15 protein-coding genes and 1 tRNA gene are annotated in these 18,985 nt (G+C 29.5%); 1 reads left to right on the top strand and 15 read right to left on the bottom strand.

Annotated elements, in window-relative coordinates; genetic code table 11:
* Window positions 1–16: 16 nt before the first annotated feature.
* From C6H31_RS01375 to C6H31_RS01310, 14 genes are all read right to left on the bottom strand, one after another.
* Complete coding sequence (locus C6H31_RS01375; protein WP_104697019.1) at window positions 17–1,207, bottom strand: type II secretion system F family protein; 1,191 nt, start codon at window positions 1,205–1,207, stop codon at window positions 17–19.
* Window positions 1,204–2,547 (bottom strand): GspE/PulE family protein, encoded by a 1,344-nt coding sequence (locus tag C6H31_RS01370; RefSeq protein ID WP_104697018.1) that lies wholly within the window; start codon window positions 2,545–2,547, stop codon window positions 1,204–1,206. Before C6H31_RS01370 ends, C6H31_RS01375 begins: the two co-directional genes overlap by 4 nt.
* Window positions 2,534–2,995: a hypothetical protein gene (locus C6H31_RS01365; protein ID WP_104697017.1), complete on the bottom strand. Its 462-nt coding sequence runs from the start codon at window positions 2,993–2,995 to the stop codon at window positions 2,534–2,536. The genes C6H31_RS01370 and C6H31_RS01365 overlap by 14 nt, the downstream gene beginning before the upstream one ends.
* Window positions 2,992–4,440 carry a pilus (MSHA type) biogenesis protein MshL gene (gene mshL, locus C6H31_RS01360; protein WP_104697016.1) on the bottom strand — a complete coding sequence of 483 codons (1,449 nt, stop codon included), beginning with the start codon at window positions 4,438–4,440 and terminating at the stop codon, window positions 2,992–2,994. Before mshL ends, C6H31_RS01365 begins: the two co-directional genes overlap by 4 nt.
* A gap of 2 nt (window positions 4,441–4,442) precedes the next feature.
* The gene (locus C6H31_RS01355) at window positions 4,443–4,712 is read right to left on the bottom strand and encodes a hypothetical protein (protein ID WP_104697015.1); all 270 of its coding nucleotides are present in this window, start codon (window positions 4,710–4,712) and stop codon (window positions 4,443–4,445) included.
* Window positions 4,712–5,155, bottom strand: a complete 444-nt coding sequence (locus C6H31_RS01350) for a hypothetical protein (protein ID WP_104697014.1) — start codon at window positions 5,153–5,155, stop codon at window positions 4,712–4,714. Before C6H31_RS01350 ends, C6H31_RS01355 begins: the two co-directional genes overlap by 1 nt.
* Before the next feature lie 332 nt (window positions 5,156–5,487).
* Window positions 5,488–6,471, bottom strand: coding sequence for a hypothetical protein (locus tag C6H31_RS01345; protein WP_104697013.1), 984 nt, complete (start codon window positions 6,469–6,471; stop codon window positions 5,488–5,490).
* A gap of 54 nt (window positions 6,472–6,525) precedes the next feature.
* Window positions 6,526–9,162 (bottom strand): valine--tRNA ligase, encoded by a 2,637-nt coding sequence (locus tag C6H31_RS01340; protein WP_104697012.1) that lies wholly within the window; start codon window positions 9,160–9,162, stop codon window positions 6,526–6,528.
* Between the two features lie 162 nt (window positions 9,163–9,324).
* Window positions 9,325–9,720, bottom strand: coding sequence for a Fic family protein (locus C6H31_RS01335; protein WP_104697011.1), 396 nt, complete (start codon window positions 9,718–9,720; stop codon window positions 9,325–9,327).
* Window positions 9,695–9,889 (bottom strand): hypothetical protein, encoded by a 195-nt coding sequence (locus tag C6H31_RS01330; RefSeq protein ID WP_104697010.1) that lies wholly within the window; start codon window positions 9,887–9,889, stop codon window positions 9,695–9,697. The genes C6H31_RS01335 and C6H31_RS01330 overlap by 26 nt, the downstream gene beginning before the upstream one ends.
* A gap of 776 nt (window positions 9,890–10,665) precedes the next feature.
* Window positions 10,666–11,916, bottom strand: coding sequence for a restriction endonuclease (locus tag C6H31_RS01325; RefSeq protein ID WP_104697009.1), 1,251 nt, complete (start codon window positions 11,914–11,916; stop codon window positions 10,666–10,668).
* Window positions 11,913–14,348 carry a DNA cytosine methyltransferase gene (locus tag C6H31_RS01320; protein WP_104697008.1) on the bottom strand — a complete coding sequence of 812 codons (2,436 nt, stop codon included), beginning with the start codon at window positions 14,346–14,348 and terminating at the stop codon, window positions 11,913–11,915. Before C6H31_RS01320 ends, C6H31_RS01325 begins: the two co-directional genes overlap by 4 nt.
* Before the next feature lie 99 nt (window positions 14,349–14,447).
* Complete coding sequence (locus C6H31_RS01315; protein WP_104697007.1) at window positions 14,448–15,320, bottom strand: outer membrane beta-barrel protein; 873 nt, start codon at window positions 15,318–15,320, stop codon at window positions 14,448–14,450.
* Window positions 15,321–15,394: 74 nt separating this feature from the next.
* A complete protein-coding gene (locus C6H31_RS01310) occupies window positions 15,395–16,126 on the bottom strand; it encodes a Fic family protein (RefSeq protein ID WP_104697006.1) in 732 nt (243 codons plus the stop codon).
* A gap of 948 nt (window positions 16,127–17,074) precedes the next feature.
* Here C6H31_RS01310 and C6H31_RS01305 point away from each other — a divergent pair.
* Window positions 17,075–18,544 (top strand): P-loop NTPase fold protein, encoded by a 1,470-nt coding sequence (locus C6H31_RS01305; RefSeq protein ID WP_233709931.1) that lies wholly within the window; start codon window positions 17,075–17,077, stop codon window positions 18,542–18,544.
* A gap of 325 nt (window positions 18,545–18,869) precedes the next feature.
* On the opposite strand, the gene C6H31_RS01300 is transcribed toward C6H31_RS01305, so the two are convergent.
* Window positions 18,870–18,957: transfer RNA gene (locus C6H31_RS01300), tRNA-Ser, on the bottom strand.
* Between the last annotated feature and the right edge of the window lie 28 nt (window positions 18,958–18,985).

The raw sequence follows: 18,985 nt of genomic DNA, 5'->3' as shown, positions 1-18,985 counted from the left end.
TCTAAACTCTTTGAAATTAAAAATTTTGCATATCCTGTAAATTCCAAATAGGGATAAAAACACCTAGCGCAAGATATAATACAAATATTGCAATCATAAAACTACATAGTGGTTCCAAATAGAGAAAAAACCGATCAATCAAATCTTTGTATTTTTCTTCATAATATTTTGAGGCACTCAAAAAAATCTTATCAAGCCTTCCACTCTTCTCACCACTTTGCAATAGCCCAATAATCATACTATCAAAGAATTTTTCTTTATTTAATGCAAGGCTTAAAACACTACCTCTTTCCAAATCTCTAAGGACTCTAGATATTTTATCCTCTAAGATTTTATTATCTAATACTTGAATGCTTATAGATAAACTGCTTTTTAAATCATTTCCACAACTCTGTAAAAAATACATTGCCTGTAAAAAATTTTGATATCTAAAAAACAAGGCAATATCTCCAAAAATTGGAAACTCCAACAAAATTCTATCCATATGAGATTTTATTATTTCATTCTTTTTATAAAGCCACCTTCCAAATAAAATAGCAACACTACCCAATACTACTATTATCAACCCAAACTTCTTGATAAACCCTTCTAAAAAAATCAGACTCTTTGTAATAAAAGGCAACTCTAAGCCATTTTGTGCAAAAAATTCTTTGAATTCTGGAATTACAAAAACCACCGCCCCTATGAAAGACAAAACAATAGTTATAAAAACCACAAAAGGATAGAATAAAATTTTTTTAAGTCTCTTCTTATATCCTATCTTCTTTTCCAAATCCTTAACAATCAAAGAAAATATTTCTGGTAATTTAGCACTTCTTTCACCCACTAAAATCAAAGCTTTGTATAATGGGGATATTTGATTCCCAAATACTTCAAAACCATCAGATAACTTTTTCCCATTTCTTAGATCGTATAATATTTTTTGTAAAACTTGGCCAAAATTCTTTGAAGCATTTTGAATACAAAATTGTAAAATCTCATCAATTGGCATAAAAGAATCCATTAGCATTGTCATTTGTTTAAGAAACAAAATAAAATCTTCCTCAAAACTTCTTTTTTTAAAAGATATTTTTGAGATTTCTTTAATCTCTATGATTGCAATATCAGAAGCTTCAAGTTCTCTAAGTAAGTCTTCTTTAGAACGCCTATAAAAAGATAGGGTTTGCACTTTTGTGTTTTTAACACAAGTTACCCTAAATTTTTTCATTCACTCATCCAAGTATCAATAACCACCCTGCCCTCTTTTTGCTTTCTTAGTGCATTGCAATATAGAGTTTCAAAAGCATTAGAATCCAAATACTCTTCTAATCTATCTTCTTTAATTGCTTTCTTTACCTCTTTATCAAGGACCAAAACTTCAGTTACAACTTCTCTACCCAAAATTCCCTGATAATTACAGGCTTTACATCCCATACTTTGATATCCCTCATCTCTTTTTTCCTGGCAATTGCTACAAGGTTTTTTCAATAGTTTTTGGGAAACTATCATCAACAAGGAGCTCAAGATACTATGTTTGTTCATCCCCATATCTATCAGCCGTTCAAATGTGCTCTTTGCATCATTTGTATGTAAAGTTGCAAATACAAGATGTCCTGTGAGAGAAGCCCTAAAGGCTAATTCTAAGGTCTTAATATCTCTTATCTCTCCCACCATAATAATATCTGGGTCTTGTCTCAAGATAGCACTTAGCGCTTGTGCAAAAGAAAAATCACTCTCTGCAATTACTTGAATTTGTGTTGCATAGGGAATTTTATACTCAACAGGATCTTCTATGGTGATGATTTTTTTCCTACTATTTTTAAAACTTTCCAAAATTGCATAAAGAGTTGTAGATTTCCCACTTCCAGTTGGACCTGTTATTAGTATGATTCCATGACTTTTTGTAAGATTAGATTGGATTAGATTTAAGTGATTATCTGAAAGATTTAGCCAATTTAAATTTACTTGCTGTTTTTGTTTATGCAAGATTCTCAAAACAATAGATTCTCCCTCATATGTAGGAATACAAGAGATTCTAAAATCATACTTTATAGAATTAAGCTCTATACTATAGCGACCATCTTGGGCTTGTTTAATCTCTGTAATATCAAGTTTGGATTCAAGTTTTATTTTCAAACAAAGAGAATTAAAAATTTCTTTTTCAATCTCGCAAACTTCCTGTAATTCCCCATCAATACGAAACCTCAACCACGCATTTTGATCAAAATTTTCTAGGTGAATATCACTTGCTTCAACCCTAATTGCTTCTTTCAAGATAAAATTAAAAAGTTTCTCGATATTATCTTGAATTTCTTTTTGCCTTTCTTGAAAGTCTATAAATTTTAGGTGATAATAAAAAAAACCTTTATCCAAATCTACTAAGGGAAAATTTTTTGCAATTGAAATGCTATATATGCTATCTAGCTCATCTTTATTCTTTGTTTTTTTATCAACAACACCTAAGCAGACTTGATTACTTTCATCTATTACAAGCAAAATCCCAAGATCTTTACAAATTTTTGCACCTAAAATCTTGATATTATCCCTATAAATTCTAAGGTTTTTCATTGAAATGCACCCTATAATATTGCAAAATATTAAGAGATTCTCTTTTATAACCAAGCTCTCTTAAATTTTTTGCATATAAAATCCAAGCTTCCTTATCAAAGGGTGCAATTTCTTGCGCCCTATAGGACCAAACTAAAGATTGTTGAAAGTTTTTTTGTCGATACAAATCTTTGGCAATTTGCATTGAATGAGCATAAGTTAGAGATCCTGCAATTTTACTATCTGTGTAATCTTTTGGTGGGGGGAGTTTGCCATTTTTAATTACATAATGTTCTTGCTTTTTCGTTTCTAATTTTGTTCTTGCAATGGTTTTAGAATCTAAAGTTCTTTTACTTAATTTTTGATGCGGTTGGGCTTGAAGCAAAACTACACAAAGAATAAAAAAGAGTATCAATGATCCCAATAAAATGAGAAGTAAATTAATTTCATTAGAAAAAAACTTTTTCATGGTTGCTCCTCAAAATTAACAATCTTTGGAGTGATTACAATCACCATCTCTTGAGATTGATCCAAATCTCTTGTATGTGAAAATAAGTATTTAACAACGGGAATATACCCTAAAATAGGAACTCTTTTTTGTTGTTTCATCTGCAATTTTGAAATCAAACCTCCAAGCACAACTTTTTGATCATTTTTTAATCTTACAATAGAAGAAAGTTGATTTGTAGATAGATTTGGAGGAGCCAAAAGTGCGTCTGCTTCATTTTCTATCTTAGAATCCTTTGTTGCTGTGATAGAAGGATTAATTTTTAAAATAATATAATCTCCTTCAATTGATGGAGTAATATCCAATAATACACCTGAAAAAACGCTAGGATACTGTTGCTTTGTATTTTGTAGAGTTGTTGTATTATTACTGGTTTGATAAACAAGATTTTGAGTATATCTAATCACATTACCCACAGAAATCAAAGCTGGTTGATTATTTAGAGTTAGTATTTTTGGATTACTCACAGAGCTAACATCTCCATAACTGTTTAAAAACTCTATGATTTTTCCTATGGTCAAATCTTGCGAAAAGATATTAATGCCATAATCCAATGCATTATTATTAAAAGACATTAAGGGATTATTTTCTATTCCGCCAATGCCAAGATTATAAATTGAAGACCAATCAATACCCGTAGTTTTACTATTGCGATGTGAGACTGTTAAGATATTAACATCAATTAGCACCTGTGTGCTTAGTTTTTTATTAAGAGATCTAATATATTCTTGAGCCCTTTTAATTTGAGAAGGAGAAGCAGTAATTGTGACAAATCCTGAAGCCTTATTTATTACAATAGGATTAAAGGTATCTTGAGGTAAATATCGATCATTTTCTCTAAAAATAATCTGCTTTAATTCTTTTTCAATCTCCCCCCAAAAATCTATAGCATCTAAAGAATAAATCTTGCTCCCACTTTTACTTATAAAATCATCTTGTTGGTTTGCAATATCAATCACTCTTTGATGGTTATCCCCTCCAGACATAGGTAAATTGGTTGAAAAATTATTTTGTGCTACATCTTGTGAAAAAATAATATTAGTATTACTTGATGCAACACGTGAGGTTGAAATATAATGAATAAAAAAGGTTTTTGTTTCTAAATAAGAGATGCTAACAACATTGTCTTTTAAGGTATAGTATAAATCAAAGGCCTCAAGGGCTGTTTTTAAAATCTCTTCTAAACTTGCTTGATAAAAATTTAATATCATCCCCTTATTATCTAGAATCTGCGCAGAAATTTTATCCTTAAAGATAATGCTAAGAAAGCATTCTTGTGCAATTTGCTCTAGTATTGTTTTAAAACTTTCTTCTTTACTAATAGCAACACTGAATTTTTTATCCTTACAAATAGGGGAGCTTGATAGAAAACTTAAAATAAAAACTAAGCACAATATTTTTTTCATTTTTATTTTCCAAATCTCAAAAGAAAAATATTTTTTCTTAGGTCTTTGAGGGCAACTTCTTTGATTCTGATTTCTTTTATTTCAAATCCCAAAACCTTATCACCCGCTTGATACCAATTACCATTAATCTTTGCCCTAGAATTTAAAATCGCCTCTAATACAAGTTCTTCTGAATGAGAGAAGACATTAGGAATCTCTGCTTGCTCTATTTCTCTTTTTTCATAACCCAACAAAAAACAAAATAGCAAAATTAAAGCTAGAAACTTTTGCATTATTTCCCCTTGCTAACAAACACAATTTTAAAATCAAATGGACTGGCACTATAAAAATAAAAATCTAAAATAAAATTTTGAGCATAACTTTCAATAAAATGAAACAATTCCATTACACTATCAAAATCACCCTGTCCAGCAATAGTAATCTCATTGTCAAAAATATTAAAATTATAAATATTAAGTATCTTAGATTGCTTTAGAATTTGTTGCACCATCTCTAAGGGAGAATAAAACAACTTCTGTTTATCACTAATCATCATAGAATCTGCCAAGTTTGATTGTGGATTTTGTCGGATAGAAAAATAATATTTCTCAAGATTTTCAAAGTTAAAGATATAAAATAAAAATAGAATTATAAAAGTAAAAAATAAAACCCAAAAAAATTTTTCAAATAAACCTTTATTGTCCCAAAAATCTTTTAGAGCAAACAAAACTTTCATTATTGCTCTTTAATCCATACTAATTCTTGATCCATCTAACTGTTGGCTTCTTGTCCTCATTTTCCATCCAAAAAATTCCCCTCTGCATACATATCCAATCCATTGTAATCTACAAGAGCTAATCTTTTTCTTAATTTTACAAATTGCTATCAAAATTCTTATATTTTTTACTTTATGTTTCACCATAAAAATAGAGCCTTATTCCAAAATACCCATAAGTATAAAAATAAATCACGCCTATATTGTTAGCTAAAAATATAATCCTAGGTTTTAATATTATTATTTTAAACAATTCCAACAAGGGATAAAAAATAGTTTAGATACCTTGAAGACTACTCTTTAACCCAAGTTGCCAATGTGCAATAAAAGTTATTTTTCTTTTCAAACTCTGTATAAAACAGATTTTGAGTTTTTATAATCTTGCTAGTTTCTTGTGCCCAATCAATAAAAATATTAGAAGATGAAAAACATACTTCAAAGCTTAAAGAAAAAATATTATCTTGAGATACAAACTCCATATTTTTAAAAAATACACCAAAAGAATCTGCGGTTTTTGCAATTTTTTCAATCAATACATAACGAGAAAAATAGGGCTTAATAGGATTTGGAATAAAAGCTAAATCAAGATTTTTATTATTAGAAGCTAATTGTTCTGTTTGAGTCTTTTTTTCAAGAATATTGCTACAAATAAAAAGTAAAACAATTAACCCAATAAAAAATATTCCTAAGTAAAACAAAGAATGCTGATAAAACTTTTTACTGGGTTCAAAAAACAAGGATGGATTTTGTTTGTAGGATTCTAATAACCATAAATTTAAATAATTTTCTCCAAATTCTTCGAAAAGAAGCCTTTGTCTTTCTTGGATCATTTCATATTTTTGTAAAGAAAAAATCATTTCAACTTCGATATTTTTTTCTTGTTTTAACATAAGAAGAACAGAAAAGATATCAGAAAAATCATTGTATTTTTGTAGGGATAAAATCTTGCCTTGATAAAAAACAACCAAAATATCACCAAAACAAAACATAGAGCTTTGAAGATATTTATTCTCAAGACAAAGAGGTAAAAGACACTCTGGTATCGAAGTCTTTTTTAGCTTTTTTTGTTGAATTAGCACCAGAGTCTGTTTGCTATAAGTTTCTAGTATTTTAAGGCTATATTCTTGTTTTGTATCAAGGATTCCATCCCTAATACAAGTTGCAAGAATAGCATCTTTATTACTGCTAGGAATATCTAAAATAACGCTGAGAAAATCCTTGCTCTTTAAGATCTGAAGATTTTGCAAATTACCTTTTATTTTTTGGTTAAAAATCATAATAGTCCCTCTCTAAAAATATCTTTGAGACTAAAGTTTTTTAAAAAAGCAAAACTAATCCTGATTGGTAAATACCCTTAACTCCCCTTGTATTTTTTCTAATTTTTCTTGTGCATTTTTAAGACTCTCTTGATTTGTAGCAATGAGATCCTTAGGTGCATTGGCTATAAAATTTTTATTTTGCAACATTCCCTGCAACTTGCTAATCTCTTTGTTTATTTTTTCCTCTTGAGACCTTAAACGCTTAATAATTGCACCCAAATCAACACTCTCTAAACTCAAATAGCTTTCACAGAAATTTCCTAAATCTACGATTGTATTTTGAGGTTTAGAATCTACTATTGCCACTTCTTTAACCTTTGCACACTTGGAAACAAACTGCTGTAATAATGCAAATTCTACTGGTTCATTTACCTTAATCATCGCAGTTTCAATACTTCTATCTCCCAAATCTAGCAAAGTTTTCACACGGCGCATTGAGACAATACAATCTTTAATGATCTCAAATTCCTTTTCTATATCCAAATCTCTTTGTCTATCATCTGGATAAGGGCTTATCATTATAGAATCCAAATCTTGTAAATTGCTTCCATTTAATCGATGCCATAAAGATTCTGTGACAAATGGCATAAAAGGATGCAGCATTTTCATTGCTTCTTTAAAAATACTACCTAGTTCAAAAACTGCCTTTTTTTCAACTTTAGCCAACTCAATTCCCCAATCACAAAACTCAAACCATAAAAAAGAATAAATACTAAGCGCTGCATCATTAAAGCGATAAGTTTCTAGTTCTTCTTGAACTTTTATACAAGTGGCATTGAAGCGAGATTTTATATATCTTCCCAAGTTGCTTTTATAATCACTCAAGGAAGCTTTATCAGCAAAAGATACAAAATTCTCATCTTGTTGCTTTGCATAAAGCTCCAAAAATTTCACTGCATTCTCTAGTTTGATTAAGAAAGCTTGAGTGTTATCAAGTTTATTGAGTGATAGTTTAATATCCCTGCCTTGTGCGCAGAGTAATGCCAAGCTAAAGCGCAAATTATCTGCACCATATTTTTCAATCATATCCAAAGGATCAATTACATTTCCTTTGCTCTTGCTCATTTTTTGACCATGCTCATCACGAACCAAAGCGTGGAGATAAACATCCTTAAAAGGCAACTCCCCAATTAGAGATTCTCCACTAAAGACCATTCTTGCTACCCAGAAAAATAAAATATCAAATCCTGTAATAAGTAGAGTATTTGGATAAAACTCCTTCAAATCATTGGCTTGGTATTTATTACCCTCTTCCCAACCTCCATTGGCCCAACCCAAAGTACTAAAAGCCCACAATCCTGAACTAAACCAAGTATCAAGCACATCTTTATCTTGATAAATATTTTGGCTTTGGCATTTTTGGCATTGTTGCTCAACTTCATTTTTACTTGCAAATTTAAAGCCACAATCATTGCAATACCATACAGGTATCCTATGTCCCCACCACAATTGCCTACTGATACACCAGTCTTTTAAATCCCTCATCCAAGCGTTGTAATTGTTTTTCCATTCCTTTGGATAAAAATGCATTAAAGAATCACTAACTTTTTGGATGGATTGTTTTGCAACTTCTGCTTTTACAAACCATTGCTTTGAAATATAAGGCTCTACAACATTCCCACAGCGATAACATTTCCCCACTTGATTGACATAATCTTCAATCTTTTCTACAAATCCTTCTTTTTGGAGTTTAGAGATAATAATCTCTCTAGCTTCTAATCGCTCTAATCCCTTAAATTCTCCAGCTTGTTCATTTAAGATTCCCTTAGAATCAAAAACTACGATATTTTCTAATTGATGTCTTTTACCTACTTCATAGTCATTTACATCGTGTGCAGGGGTAACCTTAACACAACCTGTTCCAAACTCCATATCTACATGCTCATCTGCAATAATTGGAATACTTCTATCTAGTAATGGTAGTCTGATCTTTTTTCCAATTAAATGTTGATATCTTTTATCATCTGGATGCACCATCACAGCAGTATCGCCAAAATAGGTTTCTGGCCTTGTAGTAGCCACAACGATAAATTCTGAAGTATCTTGTAAAAAATATTTTAAGTAATAAAGCTTTGATTTGCTCTCTTCGTGTTCTACTTCAATATCTGATAATGCACCATCGTGAGTACACCAATTGACCATATAATCATCTTGAATAATGAGACCTTTTTCATACCAAGTCACAAAAGCTTCTCTTACTGCATTCTCTAGCCCTTTATCCATTGTAAATCGTGTGCGAGACCAAGCAGGAGTGATGCCTAGGGAATGCATTTGCTCTAAAATTTTACCCCCACTCTCTTCTTTCCACTCCCATACTTTTTGGATAAAAGCTTCTCTACCTAGTTCTTCTTTCTTGATATTTTTTGCCAAGAGTTGCTTTTCTACGACATTTTGTGTAGCAATTCCAGCGTGATCTAATCCTGGTTGGTAAAGTGTTTTATATCCGTGCATTCTTTTGTATCGCACAATAATATCTTGCAAACTAAAAGTAAGTGCGTGTCCGATATGCAAAACCCCTGTAACATTGGGAGGAGGCATCATAATACAAAAGTTTTTACCCTCTTTTTGTATTTTCTTATTTCCATCTATTTCAAAATAACCGCGTTTAAGGCAGATTTCATAAATTTCTTGCGCTTCTTGTAATTGCATTTATATCCCTTATTTATAAAGAAGTAGATTGTCAAAATTATAGCAAATCTCAAAATAAGGCAAGCTTTATCTATGGGCTTGTTTTGATAGGAGATTAAGGAGGATGAATATAGAATCTACACTATAAAATTTATGCCTCTATAAAGGATTTAATATATTCCCTTATTTAGATTTAAGTTCTAGCTTTAAATAATAAGTTAGCTCTAAGCCTTTTTGATATTGCTCAACAAAATATTCTTTTGGCTCTAAAATGCTTCCTTTATCATAATAGATAATAAGAGATTTTTTGTAGCCCTCAATTGTCTCTAGAGTTGCGCTTGTAAATGTAAAGAGCAATTTTTTATCATGCAATAAGCTAAGACTTTGGAGAATTCTTGCTAGTCTCTTATTGCAGTCTTGAAAATATTGCAAGTAGCCAATATTGTTGTGAATATATAATGCTTTATTGGAAAGATTTTTTATAGTGTTATAATTTTGTATCAAATTATCCATCATAAATTCTAATTGATCTGGAATAGATAATGAAACATAATCACTTCCCCCTATTGTAACTGCCATCTTTCTCACATTGCCCTGCTCTTTTTTTTGGCAATAAATTTTCAGATAGAATCTGATGTATTTCTTTAATGGTCGTTTTATTGATCTCTGGCTTATACTCTAAAATATAATCTAAGGCTTTTTTGATATTAAGAAGTTGATTTGCATCATCAATGGATTTATAACCCACTGTTTTATTAGTAGTCAGCAGAGTTTCTGCCTCTAATTTTATATAAGTGTTCCCCTCAATCTTTGCTGAAGTATAGATAAGATCAAAACAAAGCTTATTAAATAAACTTTTTTTCTCCTCACTCTAATTTTAAAAAATCAATTTGATTGTCAATTAGCTCTAAGTCTTGGGTTTCAAAAAAATCTTTTTTTAATAAAAAATTAGGATTAAAAGCTATCATATTTTTCCTTTTTTAAATCAAAATTTCTTTTTCCCTTGCTTTTTACTGAAGTCAATTATAAGCTTTTATACAATCTTTGCATCATACTAGAATCACTATCCTCTATTGCTTCTATTCTCTTATGGCATTTTGCTTCTTTTAAAAAACATACCACATTTTGATTCTAAAAAATATGATATTTAAAATTACTTTCTTGCCTCTAAGGTTTATTTGATACCCCTATCATCATTTCTTGAGAAAATTCGATTATCACACTTAGGTCGTAGATGATATAAGATTGATTATTTTTAATTGGCCTTTTTTGCCTTTTTAAGCAAAAAAGAGCTTTTTCCTGATTTTATCATTCCTGTTATAAAAGTGCATGTGCTATGATAAATCACAATGTCCTTACACAACAAATCATAAATTTGTAGCACCACAATCATTTATGTACTGCTATGAGTAATTTTTTAGTCTTTTTCGATTGATTTTAACATTTTTTCATTCCATCTATGACATTAAGATTTTATGCTAAAAGCTAAAATAATGACTTACCTATTGATTTTATTGTAAGAAATTAACATTTATTCTCAAATACATTTTGATGATACAGATTTTCATATTTTTTAAAATCAGAATAAAAAATATCTATTTTTTTAATAAGCGCTACAAAATCAAAGTCATTGACAAGATCAAACTCTTTTGTATTAAGCCCTGTATTTAAAACAATCTTATACTGACTAAAATTATAGGTATTTGTTTTATCTTGCATGATTGTATTTGTTTTAGCTATTAAACAAATATATTGAAAATCTTTGTCTATATATTTTGTATTATTATTTGGGTGTGCTAGGATAAAGTGTTGATTTGGCGTAAGCGCTATTAAGTTTTCTATAAAATCACTAATAGTAGGATACATTGAAGATGGAAATATATGATGGATTTGCGTAGCTTTTGCTCTATCATCTTCTTGTCTTACCTCAGACAATCCATCATTATACAACTCATTATAACGCCTCACTATTCTCATAGCCTTTTCTTTGTTATATTTTATCTGTGCTTCTACACAATAAGGATAATATGAGGAATATTCTTTTCTTGTTATTGTTTTATCTTTGTCTATAGCAAGATCACGCCAATTTATGCGATTATATTGCAATTCATCTAGCGTTATAATTGTTTTAGATAGATTTCCTTTTCTTGTTCCTTTCTTTTTATTTTCAAAAGCAAGGGGATTTAAAACTTTAGTAAAAATTCTAGAGGCTTCTGTTTTTGTATTGATAGGTGTATTATTAGAGATAAAATTGCAAAAATGATCTTTTAATTTTATAAAACTTTGCTTGTCTTGTTTATCTAAAAAATCCTCAAATAGATGATAAATACCACTATCTTGCAATACCTTTTTGATATACAACAGCAAAAAAACAAGAGAATTTGTATCCCTCTTCATAATAAATTCTAAAATTTCTAAATAGCTGATTTTAAAGTTTAATGCTTTATTTTTCTTTCTTGTTTGCACAAGAATTTTGCTATATTCAAGAAGTTTTATGGGTTGTGAAAAGAATTTATCATATTCGTTTTTTGCACTTTCTGAATCTGTATATGGTTTTGAAAAAATTGCAACTACATTTTCTTTTGCATAAGGACTCTTCCATATATCCTTTATGCTAAATTCTACATTGGTGTCATAATTTGTATATTGCAAGATACAATCGCATATAATAGATAAAACATCAGGTGTGCATTTCTGATCTATCCATCTTGCATTCTGAGAAATTCGAATATCATAGTTAAATTGATTTAAAAAATCTATAATCTTGTGTTTCATTCTTTAATCACTCCAAACCAAAAACAACTTGTAGAATCAATATTGAGTGTTCTTGTTTGATAGTTTCTAGCTATCCTATAAAACTTCCTAAACTCTTTACTTGCTATAAATTGCATCTGATTTTGGTTGAGTTTTACTGCTTTTTGTGGGATCAATATTGCAACAGAACCATTTACAACATACCCCTTTTCCTTTTTAGCAATGCGTGGGTTATAAGTCATATTTGGTGTTAAATAAACATCATCTCTATCTAAAAATGCACTAATCTTAAGATTTTTTAATGTATCTTTCGCAATATAGCTATCATATCCATCTATGCTTATTAAATTACCATTATCATCTATATTTCTTGATTTAACTACTTTTATATCGCTATTTTTTATACTGGTATTTGAATTAGTAATCTGTCTATCTCTAAAGGACTCAAAAATTCCAAACTCCATTGCATTAAAAACTTGATCAAAAAAATCATCTCTAAAAATTACCCAATAAGGAAGTTTTTTATCAAATATGTAAGAAGCTTTCTGATTTGCCTTTATTCCAAGAGGAAGAGAATTTATAGATATTTCTTTAACCTTACCTGTAGTAATATTAATTGTTTCAATCAATACACCATCAAATCCAAGCTCTCCAAAATCAATAATACTACTCACTCCCTTTTTCTCTAATAAAAATCTAAGATTTTCATATTCTTTGGCATTGAGCAGATTCTTTGGCATAACCATAGAAATAAACTCTCCATCAAACAAGGCTTTTTCTAAAAATAAAATCGCTAGGTTTTTATTTTTAATCTTATTAAATGGTGGATTACCAACAATTAAATCAGCTTTTAGATCACACTTTAAATAATCCTTACAAATAAACTCTAGCTCAAAGTTAGCTGGTTTAATTTTTTCATAAAGAATTTTTAGTATTGCAAGACTATTGGAATCAATATCAATGAGTTTTAGCTTTACATTTTTTATGTGTGCATACTTTTTAAAAAGTATAGGAACAAAATTTCCACAACCAGCACTAGGTTCAATAATAGTAATACTATCCTTATTAAAATTTGGTAATTTCTTAGCAATCTCATTGATGATAAATTTATTGGTAAAATAGGCTGCATTTTGCGTGCGATTTATATTTGCGATTTCTGCAAGATTGGCAAGTGTTGATAAATTGAATTGTTGGTTATTTTCTAAAATAAATTTTTTTAATTTTGTTGCACTATATAGGTTATTCTCAGCTACTAATCTCAAAATTTCTTTGTTTTTCAAAGATTGTTTTTGCATAAAATTTTTGATTTTACTAGCAATTTGATACAAAATAATAGTTGGAATAGCTTCACCTATACTTTGCCTTATATTTATTTCATGTTTTTTGGATATTTTTTGTTTTTCTTCATAAGATAAGTTATTGAGTATCTCTAAAGGCATATCTATAAATTTAAAACACCTAGGAATATTCATCATCAATATTAGTTCTCTTAAAGAAAAGACTCTATCTTCTTTCGGGTGAATAGTATTTTGACTTGCTAATTGATCATTGCGTGTATGGATACAAGGTGCCACACTATCCCATTTTTGTCTTTTATACTTATCTCCATTTTTTGACTTATTTGGGACAATTTTTGCATCTATAATTTGATGCGGACGCTTGAATACATCTTTATTATCAAAGGCACTCTGCCCCTCTTTAATGTCTTTTATCCAATTTCTCATATGTTCTGGATAAGTTCTAAAGCTATGATAAAAATCATTACTATCATACTCTCCCCATTCCAAGGGTTTTTGTTTGCCTATGACTTCTTTTAAGGTCTTTTCTTTTTTATAATCTGGCATAAGTTCAATGCCTGATATAAAGTTTTTTAATTCTTTACAAACTCCTATAACTAGCGTTCTTGTCCTTGATGAATTTGCACCATAATTTTTAAAATTGATAACATCTGAGTAAATAGAATAATCTTGCAATGTTTGCTCAATCAGTCTACCTATTTGTATTAAATTTCCATCTTTATCAATACAAGCTGTTTTATAAAACATGGATACATTTTCCAAGATAAAAAACCTTGGTTTGATTATTCTAATAAGCTCTATACTTTCAACTACAAGAGAATTTTTTTTTATATCATTGTCATTTTTTTTATGATTAGCAAGGCTCATACCTTGACAAGGGGGAGTAGCTAATAAAACATCTACTCTATCATTCCCCTTTTGCTTGTAAAAGGATATTTGTTCAAGGATTTTTTGTTTAACATCAATATTTTTAATATCACCACTAACATACCCACCATCAAACTTACATTTATGGTTAATTCTTTGGATTTCTAATCTTTTATCTATCAGCTCATTAGTAGCAATACATTCAAAATCAGCTTGTTTAAAACCATAGCAACCTATCCCTGCGGATGAGAATAAAGAAATGTATGTAAGTGTGCCATTTTTTAGCATTGACCTTAAAAACCTTTTTCTTTTTTTTAAAAAATTATATAAAAATATAATTTATTTTAAAACATTAGACATAGGGCTTATACTTTATCAATTTAAACCTTAAAATCTATAAGCATAGCTTAGATTAAAGGTGTAAAAATAATCAGGTTTAGTTTTGATAGTCAATTTTTCTTCTCCAAAACTTCCATAAATAAAATTATTTATATTTTTACTTTCACCAAATGCCTTATCAAAGCTAAAATTAAACTCAATCTGATGCCTATCATAGTAATAGTGAATGCCAATTTTTGGGGAAATTAAAGAATAATATATATTTTTGTCTGTAAAGGTTTTATAAATATTAGAAAATGTAGGAAAATTTTCAGAAGTTACCTCATTTGGAAGTGACATGCTTGTATTAACCCCATAAACAAAACTATAGCCAACTCCTACATTTAAGCCTACTGTATGCTCTGCCTTTTGAAAAAAATCATAGAGAAAGTTTGCTTCAACACCAACACTAATAGGAACATAATTAGCTATTAAGTCACTACTAGGATCTGCTTCATATATATCTCCAGTATCATCAATGGAAGATTTGTTGTCCAAGTTATAATTTAGAAACCCTGTACCAAAACTCCCCTTAACACTAAATCCAAAGGTTTCATTCTTGCCAAAATATTTTTGATAACCTCCAAAAATTTTGGTATTAAAGGCAAAAGAAGTAATATCATGATAACTAGTTGTAGAGATTGCCCCCTCTTCAGGAACAACTTGCTCAACTCTATATTCCCCCTTGCCATTCCCGCTACCAAGTCCTAATTCAACTCCTACTAATATTCCTGTTTTTGTTTTCTTTTGCATTGCAACAGGGTTAGTTTTTGCTTCTGTAACCCCTAAATTTGTCTCTTTTGTAATATTATTTTGGATAGTCTCTGCTCCTAAAAGAGAAAAGGCTAAAAAACTTCCTAAGATTGCTTTATTTTCAATCATAACTAGCTTCCTCCTTATTTTTTGCAATACAGTTTACCTTTTAATTTACTTCAAACACTAAACTGATTATCTTCTTAAAAGGAATCTCTCTTTTTTTCTTGTTTATGTTGATTTGAAAAAATCTTGAAGCGCTTCAGTTCAATTTCTTGCTGTGCTTTAGCTAGTCTCTTAAACTCATTTAAATTATTTTCTCTTAGAATTGAAATATATGAGGGTTTTTGCTCTTTTTGTATTACAAAGGGCGAAATTTTATTTTCTACACAAAAATAAAACATTAAAAGCCTTCCCATTCTGCCATTACCATCACTAAAAGGGTGGATTTTTTCAAAATGAAAGTGTGATTGCAATATGGCTTCTAATTTTTCATCATCACTTTTAGATTGCTTGATTTGATAATTTAAATTATTTAGCATTTCTTGCAAATGTGTCGGAACAAGATAGGGCTTACTTGTTTCAAAACTTGCTCCTAGAATAACATTAGGAATTGTTTTGAATTGCCCTTTATTATCAATCAAATTATCCATCAAAATATTATGTAGCTCTTTAATTTGATAAAGATCAATACTTTTTTGCTCCTTTAAGTTTTGCTCATAAAGCTCTAAAACCTTAGGAATTACAAAGCGATAATTTCTGACTTCAAAAAATTCTTTTTCACTTGTTTGATTGGGTATAAATTTTTCAAGAATAATGCTTGCAGTTTGATTTTGTGTGAGAGTATTCCCCTCAATAGCAGTGCTATGATGTGCCATTCTGATGGTTAAATCTTTTAAATACTCATTGTCTTTTGAAGCTTTAAGCAATTTCATTCTCCTCTTTGAAACTAATTAAAACTAATTAGTTGTTTTATATTGTTTTACTTTTGTTTTATCTATTTTATATTTTCAATAATATCCCCAATTTTTATTGCACACTGAATTCTTTGACAAACATTTAAAGATATTATTTTGATTGTTTTGTTCTAGCATTAGATCTAATTTTTCTGGCATTTCTTTATCAACAATTACAATTTTTCTATTTTTTTCTTTAGTTGTTTTTTTAAATGTTCATTTTTATTATTTTTATCAATATTATTGAATATATCTTCAATGCTAATCGTACTTCTCCCTTATCTAATTAAATTTAAATTTGATTGATTTTATTCTAAAAAACAGTCTATATAAAAACACAATTATTATAGTTATAAGCTTGATAGCAGGGCTTTGAAATAGTGAATATATAGTTTCTACAAGTTTTTATATTTTAGAGTGCTTTATACATTTTGTGAGTTTTTCTTTTCTTGGATATGCATTCAAGCATAAGCTAGAGGCTAGAAGATATTCCTCCTAGTCTACGCTTATGATATAAGCTAAGGTTTTCTATCTTAGCATGCTTGACTTATCAAGATTAAAACCAATATAATCACAACCAAGATATAGCGGGATATCTTCATACAGCTACCTCCTTTTAAGGGAAGCAGGTGACCCTAAGGAGGGTGTCATCTCTTTAGGACAACCTCTGCTGCAATTGTGCTTGAAAGTATTTTTGAGGTGTTTAATGATTAGATTTGTTAAAATCGGGATTTTTAAATATTTTTTATTAGATAAGAGATAATGTTTTTTAAGTTTATTTATGGAAACTATCGGTTTTCCTAAAAAAGTATAGGTTTGATTGGTGATAGCTTAGTAGGGAGGAGTTTTGGGTGAATAGAAATAATATAGATGAAAATCTTGTTTCGGAGCGAGAGCGTCTAAAAGCAAAAATTTTAAATCTCTTGGATGAGAGCAAGACCAATAAAAAAACCCATTGCTATTGCTATCAATGGAGAGTGGGGAACAGGGAAAACCTATTTATGGAAGCACGAGCTAGCCCCACTTATCAAAGAGAAATTTAGAAAAAGTCCAATTTATACATCAGTTTTTGGCAAAAAAGATGAGCAAGCAATTATTCAGGATTTAGTAGCTCAATTTCTCCAAAGAGAAAATCAAGTTCTAAATCAGGGAAAGTCCTTATTAAATAAAATAACTTCAATGCTAACAAGGTTAAAAACTGGTATTACTCTCAATGTTGATACATCTTTCTTTTTTGATTTGTTTTCAAAAAAAAACTTGGAAGATACTATTGTATGCATTGATGATTTTGAGAGACTATCAGATAAGATTCAACCGCAAGATATTCTAGGATTAATTTCTGAATTAAAAGAAAATAAGGGATGTTGTGTTATTGTGATTTATAATCATAATAAACTATTTAAGCGTCAGGACAAGGAACAAAAAACTAAAGAATTAGAAAACAAAGAGATTTTATTTAAGCAATATTGCGAAAAAGTTTTTGACAGAGTGTTTGATTTTTCTCCATCTGTGACTGAACAAATCAAAGAAACAACGGATTATCTAGTTAAAACTGATTTTGCCGCCTATCCCTATATGGAGAATATTCTTAATCTTGATGATATGCCAAAGTCTTTACAATTTCCACAAACAATTAATCTACGAGAATTACAGAGAGTAAATATTATTTATAATGAGTTGTTTCATTTTTTACACTTAGAAGAATACCCAGATAAGGAATTTGAAAAAGTATATCAGTACCTACCATATCCAATAGTTTATGCATATCGCTTTAAATTGCACACTGATTACTTTGTTCAACATGCAGTACATAGTATAGCTGACCTTTTATCCCCTCACTCTTCAATCTTTTCTGAAGTAATCAGAAAAAAATTACCAGCAATAGGAAGAGATATAGAAAATATAATTTCAAGAGCTTCTTATGTTCCACACAAAGAACTTCAAACTTGGTTTAAAAATCTAACAAATAAAATCATTCAAGATACAGCTTTTCACAACAGTTTTTTACAGAAGTATCAACAAGCAGATAAAGATATTAAAAAAGCTTCGATTGATTTTTTCTTTGAAAATAAAAACAATCTCAAAGCCTTCCCTTATATTTTTGGTTTTAGAATTTTTGATTATGCCTTTGATGAAGAGTTTAACACAAAATCCAAACAATTAACAGCAAAAAGCTTTTCATTAGAAATAGCTATAGAAAACTACAAGAGTGAGTGTTTAGACCTACTAAATCAATGGTGTGATAGCGCATACCAATATATCAGAGAAAATCTGAAAGGAGATTGGAGTGAGTATTTTTGGATTAATTATTACACCTTCACCTTACCGCTCCAAGATGCATTTAAACAAAAAGAAATTGATCTTCCACAAAATGACTTAATAAAATTATTTTCATAAATTAACCTTTCTTCTTAAATATTCATTAGGATTGGGTTTATAGATTTTATTGTTTGGATATTTCGAAGGAACAATCAACTTTTCTTTTTCCTTTTTAAGCCCAAAATTAGAATACATCTTATTTAAATCTCTTTCTAATACATTATTCTTACTTATTTTTTACAAGTCTTATAAAATACTCAAATTTATATTACATTAAAAAACTTTGCATAAGTCTTTTTTACCAAGACCAAATCTTACTAAAAAAGGAGGAATTATAAGAATTTTTAACATTTCCACAAAACACTAGAAAACATTTTTTTTTTTAAGATTTTTTACAAACTTATGGCGGAGAGAGAGGGATTCGAACCCTCGAAGGCTTGCACCTTACACGCGTTCCAGGCGTGCTCCTTCAACCACTCGGACATCTCCCCATAAAATAAATTAAAAAAGATAAATGAA

Origin of the sequence: Helicobacter sp. 'house sparrow 1' (assembly GCF_900199585.1) — a bacterium.
Taxonomy (GTDB): domain Bacteria; phylum Campylobacterota; class Campylobacteria; order Campylobacterales; family Helicobacteraceae; genus Helicobacter_H.
Note: the sequence above shows the minus strand (reverse complement) of the source record. Positions and strands in the feature narration are given on the sequence as shown.

What these genes read in the sequence shown, in the direction of transcription:
- C6H31_RS01320 (WP_104697008.1), bottom strand. Translation starts at nt 14,348, where the DNA reads ATGCTAAAAAATGGCACACTTACATACATTTCTTTATTCTCATCCGCA.
- C6H31_RS01365 (WP_104697017.1), bottom strand. Translation starts at nt 2,995, where the DNA reads ATGAAAAAGTTTTTTTCTAATGAAATTAATTTACTTCTCATTTTATTG.
- C6H31_RS01305 (WP_233709931.1), top strand. Translation starts at nt 17,075, where the DNA reads ATGAGAGCAAGACCAATAAAAAAACCCATTGCTATTGCTATCAATGGA.
- C6H31_RS01310 (WP_104697006.1), bottom strand. Translation starts at nt 16,126, where the DNA reads ATGAAATTGCTTAAAGCTTCAAAAGACAATGAGTATTTAAAAGATTTA.
- C6H31_RS01355 (WP_104697015.1), bottom strand. Translation starts at nt 4,712, where the DNA reads ATGCAAAAGTTTCTAGCTTTAATTTTGCTATTTTGTTTTTTGTTGGGT.
- C6H31_RS01315 (WP_104697007.1), bottom strand. Translation starts at nt 15,320, where the DNA reads ATGATTGAAAATAAAGCAATCTTAGGAAGTTTTTTAGCCTTTTCTCTT.
- C6H31_RS01345 (WP_104697013.1), bottom strand. Translation starts at nt 6,471, where the DNA reads ATGATTTTTAACCAAAAAATAAAAGGTAATTTGCAAAATCTTCAGATC.
- C6H31_RS01370 (WP_104697018.1), bottom strand. Translation starts at nt 2,547, where the DNA reads ATGAAAAACCTTAGAATTTATAGGGATAATATCAAGATTTTAGGTGCA.
- C6H31_RS01350 (WP_104697014.1), bottom strand. Translation starts at nt 5,155, where the DNA reads ATGAAAGTTTTGTTTGCTCTAAAAGATTTTTGGGACAATAAAGGTTTA.
- mshL (WP_104697016.1), bottom strand. Translation starts at nt 4,440, where the DNA reads ATGAAAAAAATATTGTGCTTAGTTTTTATTTTAAGTTTTCTATCAAGC.
- C6H31_RS01340 (WP_104697012.1), bottom strand. Translation starts at nt 9,162, where the DNA reads ATGCAATTACAAGAAGCGCAAGAAATTTATGAAATCTGCCTTAAACGC.
- C6H31_RS01335 (WP_104697011.1), bottom strand. Translation starts at nt 9,720, where the DNA reads ATGGCAGTTACAATAGGGGGAAGTGATTATGTTTCATTATCTATTCCA.
- C6H31_RS01375 (WP_104697019.1), bottom strand. Translation starts at nt 1,207, where the DNA reads ATGAAAAAATTTAGGGTAACTTGTGTTAAAAACACAAAAGTGCAAACC.
- C6H31_RS01325 (WP_104697009.1), bottom strand. Translation starts at nt 11,916, where the DNA reads ATGAAACACAAGATTATAGATTTTTTAAATCAATTTAACTATGATATT.